Genomic DNA, 18,724 nt, shown 5'->3' on the forward strand with positions numbered 1-18,724 from the left:
CAACGGATCGGAGATATCGAATGCGGCAGGCGCAGGCATCAAGGCTGGAAACCACCCGGAGGGCGCGGACAGTTCGCGCGATACCCCTCTTTGCCGGTCTGACATTGTTTGCTGCCCCTTTTGCTGCCCATACGCAGGAAACGCGCGAGTTCCCCTCTCAACACGGCGACGTGCTGGTCGAGACGCTGGCGAGCGGGCTCGAACACCCCTGGTCCGTCGAGGTTCTGCCGGACGGCAGCTACATCGTCAGCGAGCGCGCCGGCCGGCTGCGCATCATTCGCGACGGCAAGGCCTCGGCGCCGCTCTCCGGCGTGCCTGAGGTGGTCGAACAGGGCCAGGGTGGCCTGCTCGACATTGCGCTTACCCCCGACTTTGCCACCAGCCGCACGCTCTACCTGACGCTCGCTGCCAATGGCGGCGGCGGCTTCGGAACCGTGCTGGTGCGGGCGACATTGTCGGCCGACAACAACGGCCTGAGCGATGTCAAGGAACTGTTCCGCATGAACAAGCTGACCCGCAAGGGCCAGCATTTCGGCTCGCGCATCGCCATCGCACCGGACGGCAGCCTGTTCTTCGGCATCGGCGACCGAGGCGAGCCCGAGCGCGCCCAGGATCTGCACGACCATGCCGGTGCCATCCTGCATATCAACGCCGACGGCAGCATTCCCGCCACCAACCCCTATCGGGGCGGCACGGAGGGCTTGCCGGAAATCTGGTCGAAGGGGCACCGCAACCCGCAGGGCATTGTCATCGATCCGAAGGATGGCACGCTTCTGACCGTTGAGCACGGCGCGCGCGGCGGCGACGAGGTCAACAACCCGCAGCCGGGCCACAACTACGGCTGGCCGGTGATCACCTATGGCAAGGATTATTCGGGCGCGGAGATCGGCGAAGGCACGGCAAAGGATGGCCTCGACCAGCCGCTCTACTACTGGGATCCCTCGATTGCGCCCGGAGCGCTCGCCGTCTATCGCGGCAAGATGTTTCCGGAGTGGGACGGCAACCTGCTGGTGGCGGCGCTGAAATATCAGCTCCTCGCCCGGCTGGAGCGGGACGACACCGGCGCGATCACCTCCGAAGAGCGGCTGTTCGAAGGTGAGTTCGGCCGCATCCGCGATGTCGTGGAGGCGCCGGACGGCGCACTGCTGATGGTGACGGACGAAGAGGATGGCGCGCTGCTGAGAGTCTCCAAGGCTCCGGCGCAATAGGTCGATATCAGCGCAGGTTGGTATAAATCCTCAATCGGGATCAGAGGCCGGCGCGAACGTCCTTCCGGAACATGAACTTCAATCCGGACCAGACCGCATCGACGGCGCAGACCTTGGTGTCGACGACACCAAGCGGCAGGAAGATTTCGCGCAATGCGTCTTCCGTCAGCGTGGTTGCAACCTTCGATGCGCGCTTGGGCCATGAGATCCACATCATGCCGTCGGCCTTCAGGCTTGCCGCAAGCCGCGGCGCCAACACCTCAAGCTCTGCCCTCGCAATCGCGAAGACGTGGATGTAATCGTGCCGGCGTGACGCCGGGCCGTCGGCGGAGGTTTCGCAACTGGCGAACCCGGGAAAGCTGGTGATGTCGGTCAGATCGCCGGGAACACCAAGCAGCAGCGCTGACTGGCCGTCCCTCAAGCCGAGCTTGCGGACAAGCGGCGTTCCGGAATAACCGCTCTCGCCCATCTCCACCTCCCCATCACCACCATGGCAACCGTCACCGGTACGTCAGGCGGACTGCGTCTGCGGCCGACGATGAGCCTTGCCCGCGAAAATCGCAACTGCTAGACGGCGATGCATCTGAGGAGAGCAATGATGACCCGCGTCCAGGCCAATCTATTCCTGCTGTTTTCCGGCGCCATCTGGGGTGCTGGCTTCGTCGCCCAGTCGACGGCAATGCAGGCGATCGGCCCGCTCTGGTTCATCACGCTTCGTTTTGCCATCGCAACGCTGGTCGCGCTGCCGCTCGCCGTCGTCGAAACCAGGCGGGCGCCGCAGCCTTTGACCGGCAAGACCATTCGCAATTTCGTGCTTGTCGGGCTTGCGCTTTTTGCCGGCGCCGTCACGCAGCAATACGGGTTGCTGACCACCAGCGTCACCAATTCCGGTTTCCTCACCGGACTTTACGTCGTTTTCGTCCCGGTGCTGACGGTCGTTTTCCTCCGGCGCAAGCCGCACTGGATCATCTGGCCCGGTGCGCTGATGGCACTGCTCGGCATCTTCCTCTTGAGCGGCGGCGCGCTGTCGAGCCTGACCGGTGGTGATTATCTGACTGTTGTCTGCGCCCTGTTCTGGGCGCTGCAGTTGATGCTCGTCGGCATCTTCGCACCGAGCAGTGGGCGGCCGATGCTGCTGTCGATGACGCAGTTTGCCGTTTGCGCCGTGCTCGGCTGCCTCGTTGCTTCGGCTCTCGAACCATTGAGCATGGCGGCGGTGAAGGGCGCGCTGCCTGAAATCCTTTATGCCGGCATCTTCTCCAGCGGCGTGGCCTTCATCTGCCAGGTCGTCGGGCAGCGCTACACCACGGCGCCGCAGGCGGCGATCTTCCTGTCGAGCGAGGCGTTGTTTGCCGCGCTCTTCGGCGTTCTGCTACTAGGGGAGATCATCACGCCCATCGGCTATATCGGCTGCGCCATCATCTTTGCGGCCATGCTCGTCGTCGAGATCGTGCCCGAAATCACGAAAGGCGCCCGGAAGGAAGCCGCAGCCTGAGGCGGAATCGGCGTGCCTGAGAGGGCCGGCAGAACTATAACCCTTGATTTCGGCGGGTACTGAACTGCTGCGTTACTTGTTACTACGCCGACCCGCAAAGCTATTGCTTCACTTTAAAACGCCTCGATGCAACCTGGCCGCTTTCGGTTATTACTTGCAGGATTTCTGCAAGGCGGGTTGACGCAGCGCCCCACGCCATTGCCTTGGAGAGAAGCTTCAAACATATCAGTCGCTTGCCAAATGAATGGACCTCCTTGGTCGCCATGACGGCCTCACCGATTGCGGCGAAAAATGGCGCAAAGCACTCAACTTATCGGTACATTCGTTCAAAAACCTGTGATTTCAACAGCTTGCGATGCATCTTCAATATCACCCGAATATTCCGCAACTGGGCGAATTTTGAGCAATGGCAAGACGCAATACAACTTCTAAAAAGTTTTGCTTGCCAATTCAAAATAAACCCATCAATCTTACTCTGTTCGGGCAATCTACGAGCACGGGAAGATCTTGAAATAAAAGCGGGCCGGAGACGCAAAAACTCCGGGTGGCCAGACTGGGGGGACGCTTGTTTGCAACCTTTCCGATGGCTGGCTGCGGTAACAGGAACCTTTCCTCAAATATCGAGAACTGCCTGCCCAACGCCCAACCGGGCAAACTGCAATGCTACCCGTCCGTCAAACGGGTGGAGAGAAAAGGACCTGACGCATGGCCGAAACTGGCACTGTAAAATTCTTCAACACCGACAAGGGCTTTGGTTTCATCAAGCCTGACAACGGTGGTGCGGATATCTTCGTACACATTTCCGCTGTCCAGGCTTCCGGCCTGAACGGCCTGTCGGAAAATCAGAAGGTAAGCTTCGACACCGAACCGGATCGCCGCGGCAAAGGCCCGAAGGCGGTCAACCTGCAGATCTCCGGCTAACACCGGTTCTGCTGAAAGATTCAAGTTGAAGCCCGGCAGTGATGCCGGGTTTTTTTGTTCAGGCTCCGTTCAGTTTGGCACGGTTAACCTTCTTTCATCATGAAGGCCGGAACCGGATCCGGGCCATGCATAGGATTGAAGCCAATGAACAAGTTCATCAAAGCGGCGGTTCTCTCGATCATCGCAGCCACCTCGGTTCTCCCGACCCTCAGCACCGCTGAGGCCGGTGACTGGGACCGCCGGAATGATCACAGCGACGCATGGGCGGCAGGCGCAGCAGGCCTGGTCGCGGGCACGCTCATCGGCGGCGCGATCGCCTCGCAGCCGCGTTACAGCGAGCGCGTCTATATCGATCCGGAACCTGATTATTACGAGCCGCGCCCGGTCTACCGTCCGCGCCCCGTCTATCGCCCGCGCCCGGTTGTCATTGACAACTATGGCGGCGGCTACGGTTCGCTCGAGCCCTGGACCCCGTCCTGGTACCGTTATTGCTCGCAGCGTTACCGCTCGTTCAACCCGGACAACGGCACGTTCCGCGGCTACGACGGCCGCAGCTACTTCTGCGACGCAGGCTGATACAAACCCCGTCACGCGGGCAAAAAAAGCGCATGCCTCCCCGGGGGCATGCGTTTTTTCATTGCTGTCGACCGATATCCTGCAAGCAGAATGCCGGACGTGACTGCGCCGCGCGCCTGTTCAGGCGCGCAAAGGTCGCTGTAAAACTTTGATTTTCTGCATAATTTTGTCCCCAAATCGATTCCGATTTAAGGAATTATGCAGGAGGGGTCAGAGACCCCGCAAATAGGGATTGGTGCGCCGCTCCTCGCCGATCTGACCGCCAGGACCGTGCCCGCAGATGAAACCGACCTGATCACCAAGCGGCAGGATCTTGTCGCGTATGGAATCGAGCAGTTGCTGGTGGTTGCCGCCGGGAAGATCGGTTCGGCCAATCGAGCCGTGAAACAGCACGTCGCCGACATGGGCGAAATTCTGCGCCCGGTTGAAATAGACCACATGGCCAGGCGCATGGCCGGGGCAATGCAGGACTTCGAACACATGGTTGCCGAAGGCGACGGTATCGCCGTCTTCCAGCCACTGGTCGGGCACGACGTTTTCGACCTTCATCGCCAGCCCGAATTTCTCTGCCTGCTCTTCGAGCCGCGACAGCAGCGGCAGATCGTCCTTGTGCGGACCGATGATCGAAAGCCCGAGCGCTTCCTTCAGTTCCTTGGCGCCGCCGGCATGGTCGATGTGGCCGTGCGTCAGCCAGATCGCCTTCAGCGTGATGCCGTTCTCCTGGATGGTCTGCAGGATCACGTCAACGTCGCCGCCGGGATCGACAATCACGCCTTCCTTGGTTTCAGCGTCGAAGAGAACCGTGCAGTTCTGCTGGAAATGAGTAACCGGGATAATGCCCGCCTGTAGCATGCCGTCTGTGCCTCACTCAGATGTCGTTGGCACACCTATAGCGCCAAACGGCATCAGACACAGCGCGAATTAACGCAGGCTTGCAATTTCCGCAGAGGGGGGCTGGGGTGTCGGGAATTGTACAGTGGCGAGCAACAGGGCCGAGACAAGCAACTCGGCGGCAACGACGATGGCCACCACCGGGCGCAATGCGTTGACGGCGGGGTTTATCGGATTAACAGCTGAATTCGACATTGAACCTCCCTCTCCTGCCTGCGCTCGCCTTCTTCGCGCGGGCATACCGCTGATCGTTTGCCGCAAGCGCCCTGCCCGACATAGACAGGAAGAGCACCTCGATCGCGAAACGGTTCCCTTAGGCTAACGCCGGGTTGAACCGCTGCAGTTTGAGTATGTCGCATCTTCACATTTCGTGACGTTACCGGGGGAACATCCCCACCATCGCCGCGTTTGCCCCTCAGCCATAAAGAAGGAGCATGATGATGAAGAACCTTACCAGCCCCCTGTTGCGAACTGCCGCGGCTGCAGGTTTCGTACTCGTAGCTGGCACTTCGGCAGCCTTCGCAGCCATGACCGCCACAACCGTCACTGACCTCAATGTCCGCGCCGGCCCGGGCCCGCAATATCCGACCGTTGGTTTGGCCACACGTGGCAGCATTGCGGTCCTTGATGGCTGCATCGAAGGCAGCAAGTGGTGCCGCATCGACGTCAACGGCCTTCGCGGCTGGGTCTATGCCCAATATCTGACAACCGATTTCGACGGCTCGGCCGTCGTCGTTCAGGATCGACGCTCCGACCTTGCAGTCCCGGTCGTGACCTATGAGGCGCAAGCTGGCGATCCGCCACTGCCGGCACCGGGCGACGAGTTGCTTGGCCCTGTGGAAGACGTCGAGCCCATCGTACCGCCGGACACCGTACGGACCTATATCACCACCAACCCTGGCAAAACCATCTATCTCGACGGCGAAGTCGTTGTCGGCGCCGAACTGCCGCAAGCGGTCGAAGTGCGCCGGGTGCCGGACTACGACTACGATTATGTCAGCATCAACGGCCAGCCTGTTCTGGTCGAGCCGGCAACGCGCCGTATCGTTTACGTCTATCGCTAAACGCCGCGCCCAATCAGAGGCAAAACGCCCAACCAGCTCCAGCGGACCTTGGCCGCTGGAGTTCTCGTTTGCACTGCAGCGAATCAGTGGTTGCACACCCAGCTCGGCGAAAACAGTGTCCGAACGTTGTAGTAATTCTGTCGTCTTCTGCCTTTTAGAGCTCGATAATTGCCGTTTTCGGCATGAAACGGCAACATTTTAGCGAGCAAAGCCTTCCTGCGCCGCCGCCGTCACTTCGCCAAATTGACAAGAGTCCAGATTCGGTCTCAACCTATCCTTGCCGGATCATCGGCATTTGGCGGCTCGTCTTCGGCGGGCCTTGATACGGAGGGATCAATGGAAGCATTAATGCCAATCATTACCCAATTGATCGCGGGGGCGGCCGGCGGAAACGCAGCCAGCGCAGTCTTGAAGCAAGGGGCATTCAGTGTCGTCGCACGCACGATCGTCGGCGCTATCGGCGGCCTCGGCGGAGGATTCCTGATCCAGATGCTCGGCGGCGAAACAGCCGCGACTGGTCTTGCCATGCAGGCGCTTGGCGGGCTCGTCGGCGGCGGCGTGTTGAGCGGCATCGTCGGTCAGTTCCTCGGCAAGCAAGCCTGACGCCTTCCGGACGATATCCGTAGCAAGACAAAAGGCGGCCCATGGCCGCCTTTTCTGCATTCTACTGCATAATTCCTTAAATCGGGATCGATTTACAGCGCCGCGCGTCTATTTAGACGCGCGGCGCCGTAGCGAGGCGGATTATTCGGCCGCCGCAGCAACCGGATAGACTTCCTTCATATAGTCGTTCATCAGCGTTTCGCAGATGGTTGCCGGCGTGAAGCGATAGGGGCCGATCTCGGAAACCGGCGTGACCTCGGCGGCGGAACCGGTGAGGAAGCACTCGCTGAAATCAGACAGTTCTTCCGGCATGATCACCCGTTCGACCACCTGGTAGCCGCGGCGCTTGGCAAGCTCGATCACCGTGCGCCGTGTGATGCCGTCGAGGAAGCAGTCCGGAACCGGCGTGTGGATCACGCCGTCCTTGACGAAGAAGATGTTGGCGCCGGTCGCTTCCGCCACCTGACCGCGATAGTCGAGCATCATCGCGTCGGCATAGCCCTTGGCTTCCGCCGCATGCTTGGAAATGGTGCAGATCATGTAGAGGCCGGCAGCCTTCGACTTCGACGGCGCCGTCTTCGGATCCGGGCGGCGCCATTCGGCGATATCGAGACGAATGCCCTTGAGCTTTTCGGCCGGGTTGAAATAGCTGCCCCATTGCCAGATGGCGATCGCCACGTTGATGCGGTTGCTCTGGGCCGAAACACCCATCATCTCGCTGCCGCGCCAGGCGATCGGCCGGGCATAGGCTTCGGAAAAGCCCTGGCGCTTCAAAAGCTCGACGCTTGCCGCATCCAGTTCTTCGACCGTATAGGGAATCTTGAAGCCGAGGATTTCGGCGGAGTTGTGAAGGCGCTGGTTGTGCTCGGTGAGCTTGAAGATGCGCCCGCCATAGGCGCGTTCGCCTTCGAATACCGCACTTGCGTAGTGCAGACCGTGGGTCAGCACATGGATCTTGGCGTCTTTCCACGCGACGAACTCGCCATTGAACCAGATCTCGCCGTCCAACTGATCAAAAGGAACCGCTGCCATGATGTCGTCCTCCGGCGCTTGTGCGCCATTCTTGCTGTTGATTATCTTCCCGCTTTCAGTTTATCGGCAAACTGATTGTGGGAAAATTCAATTTCGAGATTTTGGATTTGCGATCAGTGCGGCGCGGCATATCCTCCCGAGGTGTTACCGCCGCCAAATGTCTCGCTTACCGAGCATGGACGCTACCAACGCGGTAAAAATATGTCAATAAAGCTGACATATTTTTCCGATTGTTTCGTAAGTTGCAACTTGGCTGAAAGGAAATGACCGCGTGGCCGGCCAATCCAAAGAAGACAACCGATATGTGGCCGACACGGTCGCGCATGACGATGATACGATCGACTTCGAAATCATCGAGCTGCTTTTCTTCGCCTATCGCGACTTCACCTCCGATCCGGATGCGATCCTCGAAAAGAGCGGCTTCGGCCGCGCGCATCATCGCGTCGTGCATTTCGTCGACCGCGAGCCGGGCATGACCGTGGCAGACCTGCTCGACACGCTCAAGATCACCAAGCAGAGCCTTGCCCGCGTGCTCAAGCAACTGATCGATTCCGGTTATATCCGGCAAGTTACAGGGCCCGAGGACCGGCGCCAGCGCATGCTCTACACCACCGAGGAAGGTCAGGCGCTGGCACGCGCGCTTGCCGAGCCACAGTCCCGCCGCATAGCCGATGCATTGGCAAAGACGGGTCCCGGCGCACGCGACACCGTCAAGCGCTTCCTTGCCTGCATGAAGAACGGCGCCGGGGACTGAAATGTCGAAAGCCCGCGATCGGCGGGCGACGGGGGAAAGCTAGGCATGACAACAAAAGCGACAGTCTCCGACGATGCCGCCCATCTTCTGGTCGTCGACGACGACAGGCGCATCCGCGATCTGCTCAATCGCTATCTGGTCGAACAGGGTTTTCGCGTCACGACCGCCGCCGACGCCGATGAAGCGCGACGCAAGCTCGTCGGTCTCGATTTCGACCTCTTGATCGTCGATGTGATGATGCCCGGCGAAAGCGGCATTTCCCTGACGCAGAGCCTGCGCCAGATCAAGACAGTGCCGATCCTGATGCTGACGGCGCTGGCGGAATCGAATTCCCGCATCGAAGGCCTTGAAGCCGGCGCCGACGATTATCTCTCCAAGCCCTTCGAGCCACGCGAACTGGTGCTGCGCATCAGCAATATCCTGCGGCGCAACCAGCCCGCGCAGGCGCCCAAGGTTGACCAGGTGATCTTCGGTCCCTACACCTTCTCCGTGGTGCGCAAGGAGCTTCGCCGCGGCGCCGATCACATCCGCCTCACCGACCGTGAGCAGGAAATCATGACACTGTTCTCGCAACGCGCCGGCGAGACGATCCCCCGGCACGAACTGATCGGCGACGACGCCGAGGTCGGCGAGCGTACCATCGACGTCCAGATCAATCGCCTGAGGCGCAAGATCGAGGACGATCCTTCCAATCCCGTTTGGCTGCAGACGGTCCGCGGCATCGGCTACAGGCTGAGCGTGGACTAGAGCATGTCGCGCAAAAGTGCGCAGCGGTTTTGCGATAACGACATGCGCAGATACAAGAAATTAAAGCGCAAGGAGCGAATCGAAGAGATCGCGACGCGCTTCAGAGTGGCGATCCTTTCGATGAGCGCAGCGGAAACCGATGGCAAGCTTTGACAGCATCCGGCGCGAGGCGGCAAACGCGACCGACAACCCGTGGAAGCGCTTCACCCGCTGGCTGCGCCGGCGATTGCCGATGGGGCTTTATGCCCGCTCGCTGCTTATCGTCATCATCCCGATGGTGCTGCTGCAGTCGGTTGTCGCCTTCGTCTTCATGGAGCGACACTGGCAATTGGTGACGCAGCGCCTCTCGGCCGCCGTCACCGGCGACGTCGCTGCGATCGTCGATCTGATCGCCACCTTCCCCGCCGATCGCGATATCTCCGAAATCGTCCGCATCGCCCGCGACCAGCTCGATCTCAGCATCTCGGTCGAACCGGGCGGCGAACTGCCGCCGCCGCGGCCAAAGCCGTTCTTCGAAATCCTCGATCAGATTCTTAGCGAGGAGATTTCCAGTCAGATCCGCCGCCCCTTCTGGATCGACACGGTCGGCAATTCCAACCTTGTCGAAATCCGCATCAAGCTCGACGACGGCCGCATGCTCCGGGTCTATGCCCGACGCAACCAGGCCTACGCCTCCAACACGCATATCTTCATCGTCTGGATGGTCGGCACCTCGCTCGTGCTGCTGTCGATCGCCATCCTGTTCCTGCGCGGACAGATCCGGCCGATCCTGGCTTTGACCAAAGCGGCAGAGAGTTTCGGCAAAGGCCAGAAGATCGACGACTTCGCGCCGCGCGGCGCCGATGAAATTCGCCGCGCCGGCCTCGCCTTCATCCAGATGCGCGAGCGCATCGAGCGCCAGATCGAGCAGCGCACGGCCATGCTCACCGGCGTCAGCCACGACCTTCGAACCATCCTGACCCGCTTCAGGCTGCAACTGGCGCTGGCCGGCAACAACCCGGACCTCGAGAGCCTCAATCAGGATGTCGACGACATGCAGAACATGCTCGAAGGCTACCTCGCCTTCGCCCGTGGCGAGGCGGAGGAAGACGTCGGGCAATTGAAGCTCAGCGACCTGATGACGCGCCTTGCCGCCGAGGCCGAACTGCACGGCAAGACTCTGACCACCTCGATCGAGGGCGAGGATGAGGTCCGCGTCCGACCGAACGCCTTCACGCGCCTCGTCGCAAACCTCGCATCCAACGCCTACCGCTACGCCAACCGGGTCAACATCGACGCACGCCACAGCGCCAAATGGGTGACGATCACCGTCGACGACGACGGCCCCGGCATCCCGGAGCGCTCGCGCGAGGATGTGTTCAAGCCGTTCTTCCGCCTGGACGAGGCGCGCAACCTCGACAGTTCAGGAACCGGTCTCGGCCTGGCGATCGCCCGCGACATCGCCCGTAGCCACGGCGGCAACGTCACGCTCGGCGACAGCCCGCTTGGCGGTCTGCGGGCAACCGTGCGCGTGCCGGCGTGATCGTGGCAAGCCGGTCAATGCTGCAAATACGGAGGTGCCTGATATGTCCGACACGCTAGACTGGGACGATTGGGAACAGCGACTGGCTCTGCACTGGGCCGATTTCGGCCATATGGACGCGGGAGCGTTCGTCGAGCAACTGGAAGCGCTGGCGGCAGAGTTGCCGGACGGCGATCCGATCGGCCTTTTCGAACGGGCATCGGCTCAGGATTCCCTCGGCAATGAGGCAAACGCCGCACCCTTGTACCGTCAGGCGCTTGCCAGCGGCCTGTCCGGCACGCGCCGCCGCCGCGCCACCATCCAGCTTGCGAGCACGCTTCGTAATCTCGGGCAGATCGGCGAGAGCATTGCCTTGCTCGAGGCCGAGCGCACGATGCCATCAGACGAACTGGATGACGCGGTCGCCGCCTTTCTGGCGCTCTCGCTCGTCGATGCCGGAAGGGCACGGGAAGCGGCGGGCCTGGCGCTCGGCAGGCTGGCACGCCATCTGCCCCGCTACAACGGCTCGCTCAAGCGTTATGCCGACGCCCTGCTGCCCGATGCGTGAGCATACCGACACAGGTCGTTTCCCCGAAAGCGCTGCACACTTTCGGGGAACAGGCTTTAGCGGGTGTAGATGGAAATCAGGCCGCGTCGCTCATTGAAGCGGTGCCAGGCATCGATGCGGCGCGGATGGCGGGCACGCATGGCGTCGAGCGGCGCCAGCAGCCGGCCTTCACGACCGAGCGACGCATCGAGGATCTCGATGATCCGGCGGTTCGGCCAGGGCTTTCTGGTGATCGTCAGCAGCGCCCGGAAAGCCTCGTCCTCGCGGCCGGCACCGAGCTGGTGGGCGATCAGCCCATAGGCAAAGGCGGTCGATCGGCTGACGCCGGCGTGGCAATGCACCAGAATGCGGCTCGACGTTTCCTCGGCGGCGGGACGCATCGCTTCGAACACATCAAGCACAAGGTCCGGGAAGTGTTGCGTCGCGACGGCGTTTTCCTGGTCGCGCATGCGCACGACGCGGTGGCTCGCATCGGCGATCACGGGCACGTCGGTATCGGGCAGTTCCGGGTCGAGCAGCGAGAGAACGTGGCTGGCACGCCAGTCGCGCGCCGCATCGGCCGCGCGCCAAAGGCAGGAAACCTTCACGCGCTCGGGTATCAGATCAACATGGATTGTCATCGGGTCACATCAGCTTCCGGCCGTTGGGGATCGGCTTGTCGATAGCAGCCAACACGATCGCGCCGGCCTCGTCTTCAAAGCCCAGCGTCAGAACTTCGGAACGGACCGGACCGATCTGGCGTGGCGGGAAATTGACCACGGCCATGATCTGCCGCCCGACGAGATCCTCAGGCTGGTAGTGAACCGTGACCTGCGCTGATGACTTTTTTATGCCGATCTCAGGGCCGAAATCGATCTTCAGCTTGTAGGCCGGTTTGCGTGCCTCGGGGAAAACCTCGGCTTCGATGATGGTACCGACACGAATATTGACGCGTTCGAAATCTGCGAAAGTAATCGTTTCCGACATGACAATGCTCTTGAATTAACCGGCCAGTTCCTCGGCGCGCTGGCGGGCAGCGGCGATGGCCTTGTCGAAAAGTGGCTGCATCCCGTCATCGGCCATCAGCACCGCGAGCGCGGCGGCGGTCGTGCCGCCCGGCGACGTTACGTTCTGGCGCAGCCTTGAAGCATCGTCGGGGGACTGATGAAGGAGTTCACCAGCCCCCGCGACGGTTTCCCGCGCGAGCCGCATGGCGAGGTCCGCCTTGAGACCGGCCTTGCGCCCGGCCTCCGCCATGCACTCGACGAGGTAGAAGACATAGGCCGGACCGCTGCCGGAAACGGCGGTGACGGCATCGATATCGGCTTCGGTCTCGACCCATTCGACCGGGCCGCTGACCTTCAGAAGATCATGCACCTGGCCGTGCTGCGCGTCGCTGACGCGGGCATTGGCAAAGGCACCGGTGACACCGCGCCCGATCATCGCCGGCGTGTTGGGCATGGCGCGCACGGTGGCGGCAGCGCCTAGATGGCTTTCGATGAAGGCAAGCGTCTTGCCGGCGGCAACCGAAACGATGACCGTGCCCGGACCGACAAGCGTCTTCAGCGGCGGCAGCACCGCCTCCATCACCTGCGGCTTGACGGCAATGAAGACCACCGCAGCCTCAACACCGTCAGGAGCCGAAGTTGCGTGGCTGACGCCATTGTCGGCGATCAGCTTTGCCATGGTCGGCTGCGGACCGGGATCGATCACGAGAATATCGGCGCCCTTGACGCCGCTCTTCAGCCAGCCGCTGAGCATGGCGCCGCCCATGTTGCCGGCGCCGACAAGAACGATGGGACCGGAAGCGACGGCAGCCATATCAGGCCTCCCCGACCGTTTCGAACAGGACCGCGTCGACGGCGCGCTGCGCATCCATGCCCGACCAGACGACGAACTGGAACGCCTGGAAATAGGACTCGCAGGCGTCAAGCGCGCTCGAAAGCAGAACCTCGACCTGCTGGTTGGTGGGCTCGGCGCCGCCGGCGAGCAGCAGCGACTGGCGGAAGATCACCACCTCTTCCTGGCGCCAAAGATCGAAATGCCCCATGAGCACCTGACCGTTGATGTGCGACAGAAGACGGATGACTTCGTTGACGCGGCTATCGGGAACCTTGATGTCGAAGGCGCAGGCAAGATGCAGCGCCTCGAACTCTTCCATCCACGAGAAGGAAACGTGGTAGTCCGCCCACTTGCCTTCGACGGTCATGGCGATCTCGTCCTCGCCCGACCGTTCGAATGACCAGTCATTGGTGGCGGCCACAAACTCGATCATATCGACCGGATTGGACTGACGCTCGATTTCCATTTCCAAAAGGCTCATGCATCACCCTAGTAGGCGCGACACAGGCGCGCGTTATCACGTTCACAAGACGCAACTCTGCAAACCCGGCACTGAATAAGAACACACTATGATTGCTGAACTCACATCCATCCTGGCTGACTTACCCTGCCTGGAGCTTGCGTGGTCCGTTTCGAATCATCATTTAAAATCAGTGTATAATGGCGGAGTCAGGCTGCCAGCCCCCCGGCCGAAAAATAGCCGGGTACAACCGCCTCGGCGTTGCCATTTCCATTCAGCGCGGGTGGTTAAACGACTCTGGCATAAGGGTTTTTTGCCAGTGTCCACAGGTGGAAAACTTTTCAGGTTTTATTAACCACCATATGCGGCGTTTCACACCGCCAAGGAATAGCGACAGCAAAACGCCCGCAGAATCGATCCGCGGGCGAAGTAGAAACGTTGAAAAGCCGTTATTTGGCAGGAATCGCGTTACTTGCCGCTTTTGGCGAGGCGCGCTTCCAAAGCCTCGATGCGCGCCAGAAGCGCATCGTTTTCGTCGCGCGCCTTGATCGCCATTTCCCTCACGGCTTCGAACTCCTCGCGCTTGACGACATCAAGCGAATTCATCGCGCGCTCGGCCTGGGCGCGAAAGGCGGTCTCGACCTCGCGACGCACGCCCTGGGCCGCCCCTGCAGCATCGGTCATCAGCTTGGCAAAATCGTCCATGATGCGGTTGGCGCCTGTGCTCATCGTCCTGATCTCCATGTTCAGCCGCCGCTTCGCATTGCGATGCGGTCCTGGTTTTCAGGTAGGGTCAGGCGCGAACGGATGCAAGAAAAATCACCAAATTGTGGCCGGCCACCGGCGGCAAACGGCCTTGACCCCGCCGGATTCGATCGCCATGTTCCGGCAAAACAACCGGTCCGGAACGAGAAGACATTTTGGAAACCATTGCGACCCGCCTCGCCATTCTCCCCTTCCCTCAAATCGACCCCGTGATCTTCCAGATCGGTCCGCTTGCCGTCCATTGGTATGGCCTTGCCTATGTCGCCGGCATCCTCATTGGCTGGTACTACGCCCGTCGCCTCGTGCAGAATACGTCGCTCTGGCGCAACGGCGAGCCGGCCGCCACGCTGGCGCAGCTCGACGACTTCCTGCTCTGGGCAGCCGGCGGCATCGTGCTTGGCGGCCGCATCGGCTACATCCTCTTCTATGATCTCGGCTCCGTTCTCGAAAATCCGATCCGAGCGCTCGAAATCTGGAATGGCGGCATGTCGTTCCACGGCGGCTTCCTCGGCACGACGATCGCCATGATCATCTTTGCGCGCCGCAACGGCATCGCCATCTGGAGCATGTTCGACATCGTCGCAGCCGTAGTGCCGATCGGCCTGTTCTTCGGCCGCATCGCCAACTTCATCAATGGCGAACTCTGGGGCCGTCTGTCGTCCATGTCCTGGGCAATGGTGTTTCCGACCGGTGGCCCCTTTGCCCGCCACCCGAGCCAGCTCTACGAGGCAGCGCTCGAGGGCCTCGTGCTGCTTGCGGTCATCGCCTGGTTCATCTATCGCCGCCATGCGCTGAAATCGCCGGGCCTTGTCACCGGCATCTTCGTGCTCGGTTATGCCGCAAGCCGCATTTTCGTCGAATTCTTCCGCGAACCGGACGCGCAGATCGGCTATCTCGCCGGCGGTTGGCTGACGATGGGCATGCTGCTTTCGCTGCCGATGGCGCTTGCCGGCATCTGGGCCATCGCCCGGGCACGCCGGGCCGCCGTCGCCGCCGCATAACTGGACGGACGCATGACGACACCACTCGCGGACAAGATAAAGACGCTGATCAGAACCAACGGACCGATCAGCGTCACCGACTATTTCTCGCTCTGCCTCGCGGATCCGGAATACGGATACTACCGCGTCCGCGAACCCTTCGGCAAAGCGGGCGACTTCACCACGGCCCCGGAAATCAGCCAGCTTTTCGGCGAGATGATCGGCATCTTCCTCGTTCATGCCTGGCAGCAGCATGGCACGCCGAAGCAGACCATGATCGTCGAGATCGGTCCCGGCCGCGGTACGATGATGTCGGACGTCCTGCGGGTCGTCAGGCGCCTTTCCCCCGAACTTTATGCCGCCGCCAGCGTCCATCTCGTCGAAACGAGCGAGCGCCTGCGCAAGGTGCAGGCGGAAACGCTGGTTGCGCATGGCGAGAAGGTGGAATGGCACACCAGTTTCGAAACGCTGCCGGAAGGCTTCCTGCTCCTGGCGGCCAACGAGCTTTTCGATGCCATCCCGATCCGCCAGTTCGTCCGAACGCCGCAAGGGTTTCGCGAACGCATGGTCGGGCTTAACGCTGACGACGAGCTGACATTTGCCGCGGGGGTCGCCGGCATCGACCCGACGCTGCTGCCGACGCCTGCACAGGCGGTTCCCGAAGGCACGATCTTCGAGATCGCCCCTGCCCGCGACGCCGTCATGGCCGCCCTTTGCGAACGGTTGAAGATCGGAGGCGGCACCGCGGTCATCATCGACTATGGGCACCTGGCGACCAATTACGGCGATACGCTGCAGGCATTGCTCGGCCATCATTACGACCCGCCGCTTGCCAATCCCGGCCGCGCCGACCTGACCAGCCATGTCGACTTCGAGCAGCTCGCACGACGCGCAAAGAGCGATGGCCTGCAGATCAACGGGCTTGCCCACCAGGGCGACTTCCTGCTCGGCCTTGGCCTTCTCGAACGCGCCGCAGCACTGGGCCGCGAGAAGGATGCAGCGACCCAGGAAGGCATCCGCGAGGATGTCGACAGGCTTGCCGGATCCGGCGAAGGCAAGATGGGCGAACTCTTCAAGGTGCTCGCCGTCAGCAGCCCGCCGATCGCGCTTCCGCCGTTCCGCAAACCGAAGGCATAATTGCTTCGACGATAACGTCCCCAGGGTGAAAATCATGCGAGTGATTGAGGGTGCTGCAGCGCCCTTTGAACGTTGCCTTTGGTACCTCGCGCCATCGCTCGAGAGCCACCGCCGGACGGCCCCCTGTCGTTCGGCAATTGACAGCCCCGCCGGCGCGGGTCAACATCGCGCTGGCAAATCAGCCGCCAGCCACCGGGCCGCACTGCCCCCAACCTCATTGAAACTCACGTCAAAGCAAAGGGCGAAAACACCGATGCAGCACGATGCCGCGCTTTCCCCCGTGCAAAGCTCGCTCTTCAGCGACAAGGCCGGTCCGGCGATCGCACATGGTTATTTCACCCGCCAGGGCGGCGTTTCCGAAGGCATCTATCGCGGGTTGAATGTCGGCCTTGGCTCGAACGACGACAAGCACCGGGTCGGCGAGAACCGCGCCCGTGTCAGCCGGTGGTTCGGTGCCGACCCGGAGCAGCTTGCCACCGTCCACCAGGTCCATTCTCCCGATGCGGTCGTCGTCGACGGCAGCTATGATGGCAACCGGCCAGATGCCGACGCGCTGGTGACGGCGACGCCGGGCATCGTGCTCGGCGTGCTTTCGGCCGATTGCGGGCCGATCCTGTTTGCCGACGCGGATGCCGGTGTCATCGGCGCTGCCCATGCCGGCTGGAAGGGCGCGCTTGGCGGCGTGCTCGAAAGCACCATCGAGGCCATGCTGACGCTCGGCGCCAGTCGCGAGCGCATCGTTGCCTGCCTCGGTCCGTCGATCAGCCGGCGCAATTACGAAGTCGGCGCCGAGTTTGTCGACCGGTTCCTCGCAACCGACGACAGCTATGCGCAATTCTTCGACCCATCCGAACGCGACGGGCATGCCATGTTCGACCTGCCGGGCCTGACCATCGCGCGCCTCACCGCAGCCGGCATCACTGCCGAGAACCTCGACATCTGCACCTATGCCGACGAGGACCGCTTCTTTTCCTACCGCCGCACCACGCATCGGCAGGAAGCGGACTACGGCCGGCAGATATCCGCAATTTGCATACGGGAGACCTGACATGGCGCTGCAATTTGCCCAGGAGGAATATGCCGCCCGCCTTGAGCGGCTGACCGCGAAGATGCGCGAAGACAAGCTCGACGCGGTTCTGCTGTTTGCGCAGGAAAGCATGTACTGGCTGACGGGCTACGACACCTTCGGCTACTGCTTCTTCCAGACGCTGGTGGTCAAAAAGGACGGCTCAATGGTGCTGCTCACGCGCTCGGCCGACCTGCGCCAGGCCCGTCACACCTCCAACATCGAGCGCATCGAGATCTGGGTCGACCGCGTCAACGCCGACCCGACGATGGATCTGAAGAACCTCTTGAGCGAAATGGACCTGCTCGGCAACCGCATCGGCGTCGAATACGACACCCATGGCATGACCGGCCGCACAGCGCGGCTCGTCGACCACCAGCTTTCGACCTTCGGCGAGCTTGTCGATGCCTCGCTGCTCGTCAGCCGCCTGCGCCTGATCAAGAGCCCGGCGGAAATCGCCCATGTGGAAAGGGCCGCGAGCCTTGCCGACGACGCGCTCGACGCAGCACTTCCGCTGATCGGCCCCGGCGCAAACGAAGCCGATATCCTTGCCGCGATGCAGGGCGCGATCCTAGCCGGCGGCGGCGACTACCCCGCCAACGAGTTCATCATCGGCTCCGGCGCCGACGCGCTGCTCTGCCGTTACAAGGCAGGCCGTCGGCTGCTCGACAGCCAGGATCAGCTGACGCTCGAATGGGCAGGCGTCAGCGCCCATTATCACGCCGCCATGATGCGCACCGTCGTTGTCGGCGAACCGACCAACCGCCACCGCGAGCTTTACAGCGCCTGCCGCGAGACCATCCAGGCGATCGAGATGGTGCTGCGCCCCGGCAACACCTTCGGCACCGTCTTCGACATGCATGCCAAGATCATGGACGAACGCGGCCTTGCCCGGCATCGGCTGAACGCCTGCGGCTATTCGCTCGGCGCACGCTTCTCGCCCTCCTGGATGGAGCACCAGATGTTCCACGCCGGCAACCCGCAGGAGATCGAGCCGGACATGTCGCTGTTCGTGCACATGATCATCATGGATTCCGACAGCGGCACCGCGATGACGCTCGGCCAGACCTACATCACAACCACCGATACGCCGCGTGCTCTATCCCGTTATGGGCTGGACTTCATTTCTGCTTAG

At 61.8% G+C, this 18,724-nt stretch carries 24 protein-coding genes; 15 read left to right on the forward strand and 9 right to left on the reverse strand.

From position 1 onward, the window contains the following. Positions 1-20: 20 nt before the first annotated feature. Positions 21-1,208, forward strand: a complete 1,188-nt coding sequence (locus tag BC363_RS02595; protein WP_065786386.1) for a PQQ-dependent sugar dehydrogenase — start codon at positions 21-23, stop codon at positions 1,206-1,208. A 40-nt stretch (positions 1,209-1,248) separates the two neighbouring features. Here BC363_RS02595 and BC363_RS02600 read toward each other — a convergent pair whose 3' ends face one another. Beyond that, positions 1,249-1,677, reverse strand: a complete 429-nt coding sequence (locus tag BC363_RS02600) for a hypothetical protein (RefSeq protein WP_065786385.1) — start codon at positions 1,675-1,677, stop codon at positions 1,249-1,251. A 129-nt stretch (positions 1,678-1,806) separates the two neighbouring features. On the opposite strand from BC363_RS02600, the gene BC363_RS02605 reads away from it, so the two are divergent. From BC363_RS02605 to BC363_RS02615, 3 genes are all read left to right on the forward strand, one after another. Beyond that, on the forward strand, positions 1,807-2,703 hold the full coding sequence (locus tag BC363_RS02605) for a DMT family transporter (protein WP_065786998.1): 897 nt from the start codon (positions 1,807-1,809) through the stop codon (positions 2,701-2,703). 705 nt (positions 2,704-3,408) lie between these two features. Further along, the gene (locus BC363_RS02610; protein WP_025427905.1) at positions 3,409-3,624 is read left to right on the forward strand and encodes a cold-shock protein; all 216 of its coding nucleotides are present in this window, start codon (positions 3,409-3,411) and stop codon (positions 3,622-3,624) included. Between the two features lie 144 nt (positions 3,625-3,768). Beyond that, on the forward strand, positions 3,769-4,200 hold the full coding sequence (locus BC363_RS02615) for a BA14K family protein (RefSeq protein ID WP_065786384.1): 432 nt from the start codon (positions 3,769-3,771) through the stop codon (positions 4,198-4,200). A 210-nt stretch (positions 4,201-4,410) separates the two neighbouring features. On the opposite strand, the gene BC363_RS02620 is transcribed toward BC363_RS02615, so the two are convergent. Beyond that, positions 4,411-5,052, reverse strand: coding sequence for an MBL fold metallo-hydrolase (locus BC363_RS02620; RefSeq protein ID WP_065786383.1), 642 nt, complete (start codon positions 5,050-5,052; stop codon positions 4,411-4,413). Positions 5,053-5,121: 69 nt separating this feature from the next. Further along, positions 5,122-5,286: a hypothetical protein gene (locus tag BC363_RS35290; protein WP_202618520.1), complete on the reverse strand. Its 165-nt coding sequence runs from the start codon at positions 5,284-5,286 to the stop codon at positions 5,122-5,124. A 245-nt stretch (positions 5,287-5,531) separates the two neighbouring features. Between BC363_RS35290 and BC363_RS02625 the strand changes: the two genes are divergently transcribed. Both BC363_RS02625 and BC363_RS02630 read left to right on the forward strand, forming a co-directional pair. Then, positions 5,532-6,155, forward strand: coding sequence for a DUF1236 domain-containing protein (locus BC363_RS02625; protein ID WP_065786382.1), 624 nt, complete (start codon positions 5,532-5,534; stop codon positions 6,153-6,155). 336 nt (positions 6,156-6,491) lie between these two features. Then, positions 6,492-6,758, forward strand: a complete 267-nt coding sequence (locus BC363_RS02630; RefSeq protein WP_065786381.1) for a hypothetical protein — start codon at positions 6,492-6,494, stop codon at positions 6,756-6,758. Between the two features lie 141 nt (positions 6,759-6,899). Here BC363_RS02630 and BC363_RS02635 read toward each other — a convergent pair whose 3' ends face one another. Continuing rightward, positions 6,900-7,790 (reverse strand): branched-chain amino acid aminotransferase, encoded by an 891-nt coding sequence (locus BC363_RS02635; RefSeq protein ID WP_065786380.1) that lies wholly within the window; start codon positions 7,788-7,790, stop codon positions 6,900-6,902. A gap of 271 nt (positions 7,791-8,061) precedes the next feature. On the opposite strand from BC363_RS02635, the gene BC363_RS02640 reads away from it, so the two are divergent. From BC363_RS02640 to BC363_RS02655, 5 genes are read left to right on the forward strand one after another with little or no spacing between them, the layout of a single operon-like run. After that, positions 8,062-8,544, forward strand: a complete 483-nt coding sequence (locus BC363_RS02640; RefSeq protein ID WP_065786379.1) for a MarR family transcriptional regulator — start codon at positions 8,062-8,064, stop codon at positions 8,542-8,544. A 45-nt stretch (positions 8,545-8,589) separates the two neighbouring features. Further along, positions 8,590-9,291 (forward strand): response regulator transcription factor, encoded by a 702-nt coding sequence (locus BC363_RS02645; protein ID WP_065786378.1) that lies wholly within the window; start codon positions 8,590-8,592, stop codon positions 9,289-9,291. 3 nt (positions 9,292-9,294) lie between these two features. Beyond that, the gene (locus BC363_RS35295; RefSeq protein WP_161491354.1) at positions 9,295-9,444 is read left to right on the forward strand and encodes a hypothetical protein; all 150 of its coding nucleotides are present in this window, start codon (positions 9,295-9,297) and stop codon (positions 9,442-9,444) included. Beyond that, a complete protein-coding gene (locus tag BC363_RS02650; protein ID WP_065786377.1) occupies positions 9,431-10,813 on the forward strand; it encodes an ATP-binding protein in 1,383 nt (460 codons plus the stop codon). The genes BC363_RS35295 and BC363_RS02650 overlap by 14 nt, the downstream gene beginning before the upstream one ends. 43 nt (positions 10,814-10,856) lie before the next feature. After that, positions 10,857-11,360 (forward strand): tetratricopeptide repeat protein, encoded by a 504-nt coding sequence (locus BC363_RS02655; protein ID WP_065786376.1) that lies wholly within the window; start codon positions 10,857-10,859, stop codon positions 11,358-11,360. A gap of 56 nt (positions 11,361-11,416) precedes the next feature. Here the strand turns inward: BC363_RS02655 and BC363_RS02660 are convergent, their stop codons facing one another. The 5 genes from BC363_RS02660 to BC363_RS02680 all read right to left on the reverse strand — a co-directional run bounded on the left by BC363_RS02660 (position 11,417) and on the right by BC363_RS02680 (position 14,370). After that, entirely contained in the window at positions 11,417-11,980 is a 564-nt protein-coding gene (locus tag BC363_RS02660) for a dual specificity protein phosphatase family protein (RefSeq protein ID WP_065786375.1), read from the reverse strand. Between the two features lie 4 nt (positions 11,981-11,984). After that, the gene (locus BC363_RS02665; protein WP_065786374.1) at positions 11,985-12,326 is read right to left on the reverse strand and encodes a tRNA-binding protein; all 342 of its coding nucleotides are present in this window, start codon (positions 12,324-12,326) and stop codon (positions 11,985-11,987) included. Positions 12,327-12,341: 15 nt separating this feature from the next. Beyond that, entirely contained in the window at positions 12,342-13,160 is an 819-nt protein-coding gene (gene proC / locus BC363_RS02670) for a pyrroline-5-carboxylate reductase (protein ID WP_065786373.1), read from the reverse strand. 1 nt (position 13,161) lies between these two features. Beyond that, entirely contained in the window at positions 13,162-13,662 is a 501-nt protein-coding gene (locus tag BC363_RS02675; protein WP_025427918.1) for a YbjN domain-containing protein, read from the reverse strand. 447 nt (positions 13,663-14,109) lie between these two features. Further along, positions 14,110-14,370 (reverse strand): accessory factor UbiK family protein, encoded by a 261-nt coding sequence (locus BC363_RS02680; RefSeq protein ID WP_065786372.1) that lies wholly within the window; start codon positions 14,368-14,370, stop codon positions 14,110-14,112. Positions 14,371-14,561: 191 nt separating this feature from the next. On the opposite strand from BC363_RS02680, the gene lgt reads away from it, so the two are divergent. The 4 genes from lgt to BC363_RS02700 all read left to right on the forward strand — a co-directional run bounded on the left by lgt (position 14,562) and on the right by BC363_RS02700 (position 18,724). Beyond that, a complete protein-coding gene (lgt, locus tag BC363_RS02685; RefSeq protein WP_065786371.1) occupies positions 14,562-15,407 on the forward strand; it encodes a prolipoprotein diacylglyceryl transferase in 846 nt (281 codons plus the stop codon). 12 nt (positions 15,408-15,419) lie between these two features. Further along, the gene (locus BC363_RS02690) at positions 15,420-16,523 is read left to right on the forward strand and encodes a class I SAM-dependent methyltransferase (protein ID WP_065786370.1); all 1,104 of its coding nucleotides are present in this window, start codon (positions 15,420-15,422) and stop codon (positions 16,521-16,523) included. A 253-nt stretch (positions 16,524-16,776) separates the two neighbouring features. Next, entirely contained in the window at positions 16,777-17,571 is a 795-nt protein-coding gene (gene pgeF / locus BC363_RS02695; RefSeq protein WP_065786369.1) for a peptidoglycan editing factor PgeF, read from the forward strand. Between the two features lies 1 nt (position 17,572). Then, positions 17,573-18,724, forward strand: coding sequence for a Xaa-Pro peptidase family protein (locus BC363_RS02700; RefSeq protein WP_065786368.1), 1,152 nt, complete (start codon positions 17,573-17,575; stop codon positions 18,722-18,724).

Source organism: Ensifer sp. LC384 (assembly GCF_001695865.1).
Classification (GTDB): Bacteria; Pseudomonadota; Alphaproteobacteria; order Rhizobiales; family Rhizobiaceae; genus Ensifer.